This is a genomic window from Mesorhizobium sp. M1E.F.Ca.ET.041.01.1.1 (genome assembly GCF_003997355.1).
Classification (GTDB): domain Bacteria; phylum Pseudomonadota; class Alphaproteobacteria; order Rhizobiales; family Rhizobiaceae; genus Mesorhizobium.
On sequence record NZ_RZSL01000911.1, the window covers coordinates 1 to 1,686 of the forward strand.

At 64.5% G+C, this 1,686-nt stretch carries 3 protein-coding genes; all 3 read left to right on the top strand.

The window, feature by feature from the left end:
* The coding region (locus EOA38_RS35780) for a sulfite exporter TauE/SafE family protein (RefSeq protein WP_145966259.1) at positions 1-545 on the top strand (545 nt) is incomplete at its 5' end.
* A complete protein-coding gene (locus EOA38_RS35785; RefSeq protein ID WP_127301434.1) occupies positions 545-1,339 on the top strand; it encodes a TIGR02186 family protein in 795 nt (264 codons plus the stop codon). The genes EOA38_RS35780 and EOA38_RS35785, both read left to right, overlap by 1 nt.
* A 198-nt stretch (positions 1,340-1,537) precedes the next feature.
* Positions 1,538-1,686, top strand: a 149-nt coding sequence (locus EOA38_RS35790; protein ID WP_145966260.1) for an Hsp70 family protein, incomplete at its 3' end; no start/stop codon positions are given.

Here is a 1,686-nt window from a genome sequence, read left to right on the forward strand (position 1 = left end):
GACTGATGCTGGTCGAGAGTGTCAACGCGCTGCGCGCCGCGCGCAGTGGTGCAGCGCCCGTGATGAAGAAATCCGGCCAGCACAACTGGATCCACCGGCTGCCGTTCAAGATGCGCTTCCGCGCCTCGAAGCTGTTCGTCAGCGTCATCCCCGTGCTTGGACTCGGCGCGGCGATCGGCTTCCTGTCCTCGATCATGGGTGTCGGCGGCGGCTTCATCATGGTGCCGGCGCTGATCTACCTGCTCAAGGTGCCGACCAACGTCGTTATCGGCACCTCGCTGTTCCAGATCATCTTCACTTCGGCCTACACCACGCTGGTGCATGCCACGACCAACCAGACCGTCGACGTCATCCTCGCCTTCCTGCTGATGGCCGGCGGCGTTGCCGGCGCGCAATACGGCGCCAAGGCCGGCCAGAGGCTGCGCGGCGAGCAGCTGCGGGCGCTTTTGGCGCTGCTGGTGCTGGCCGTCGCCATCCGCCTTGCCATCGACCTCTTCGCGACCCCGCCCAATCCCTACTCGCTCTCCGCCGCGGGCCTGAGCTGATGGCGGGGTTGAGGGCGTTCGCAGCAACAATTTCGCTTTCGCTGTTCCTCGCCCTGTCGCCGGCGACGGCACAAACGCCGCCGCCCGCCGAAGGCATCCAGATCGGCCTGTCGACCGACGCCATATCGATCACCGCCGGCTTCTCGGGCGCCGACCTCACCATCTTCGGATCGCTCGAAAATCCCGACCCGCTGGTTTCGCGGCAGGGGCGTTACGACGTCGTCGTCGTGCTCGAGGGGCCGCCACGGCCGGTCGTGGTCCGCCGCAAGGACAGAGTGCTCGGCGTCTGGATCAACCTGGAATCGGAGACCTTCGAGAACGTGCCGGTGTCCTATTCGGTCGCCACGACGCGGCCCTTGCAGGACATTGCCGATCCGACCAAGTACAAGCAGCTCTCGCTGGGTTCACAGAACCTCTACATGAAGCCTGCCGACGAGACCGACAGCCCGGCGACGATCGAGGAATTCACGGCGGCACTGCGCGAGCGCAAGACGGCAACCGGCCTCTACAGCGAGAATGTCGGCGGCGTGCAGTTCCTGTCGCAAAGCCTGTTCCGCGCCACCGTGCGGCTCGCGCCCAACATTCCGGTCGGCACGCACAAGGCGCGCGCCTTCCTGTTCAAGAGCGGCATGTTCGTGAAGGAAAGCTCCGCCCAGCTCGAAATCCGCAAGTCCGGTTTCGAACAGTCGATCTTCCGCGTCGCGCACGACTATTCCTTCCTCTACGGCGTGTTCGCGGTGTCGCTCGCCATGCTCACCGGCTGGCTCGGTCGGCTCGTCTTCCGCAAGGATTGATGCTCCCGGGGAAAATGGGAAGACCATTTTTCCCGTGAAAAGAGGGGTTCCCCTTTTCCCGGTTTTGCGATAAATCGCCGCCTCCCAAGTCAGGGGCAAGCACACATTCCATTCGGCAGAGCGGTCCGGCCATCCGGATGACGGCGCATTTTCCGACGCCGGCGATCCGTTGCCGCGAAGCAATGACAGGAGGCTGCGATGCAATCGGCATTCGGCGGCATCGATTTCGGCACGTCCAATTCCACGGTGGGCGTGATCCGCAACGGCCGGGCGCGACTGGTGGCGCTGGAAGGCGAGCAGCCCACTCTGCCAAGCGCCGTCTTCTTCAACTTCGAGGACGGCCACAC

Bases quoted from the DNA above. Each gene is read 5' to 3' on its own strand.
- EOA38_RS35785 (WP_127301434.1), top strand. From the start codon at position 545: ATGGCGGGGTTGAGGGCGTTCGCAGCAACAATTTCGCTTTCGCTGTTC.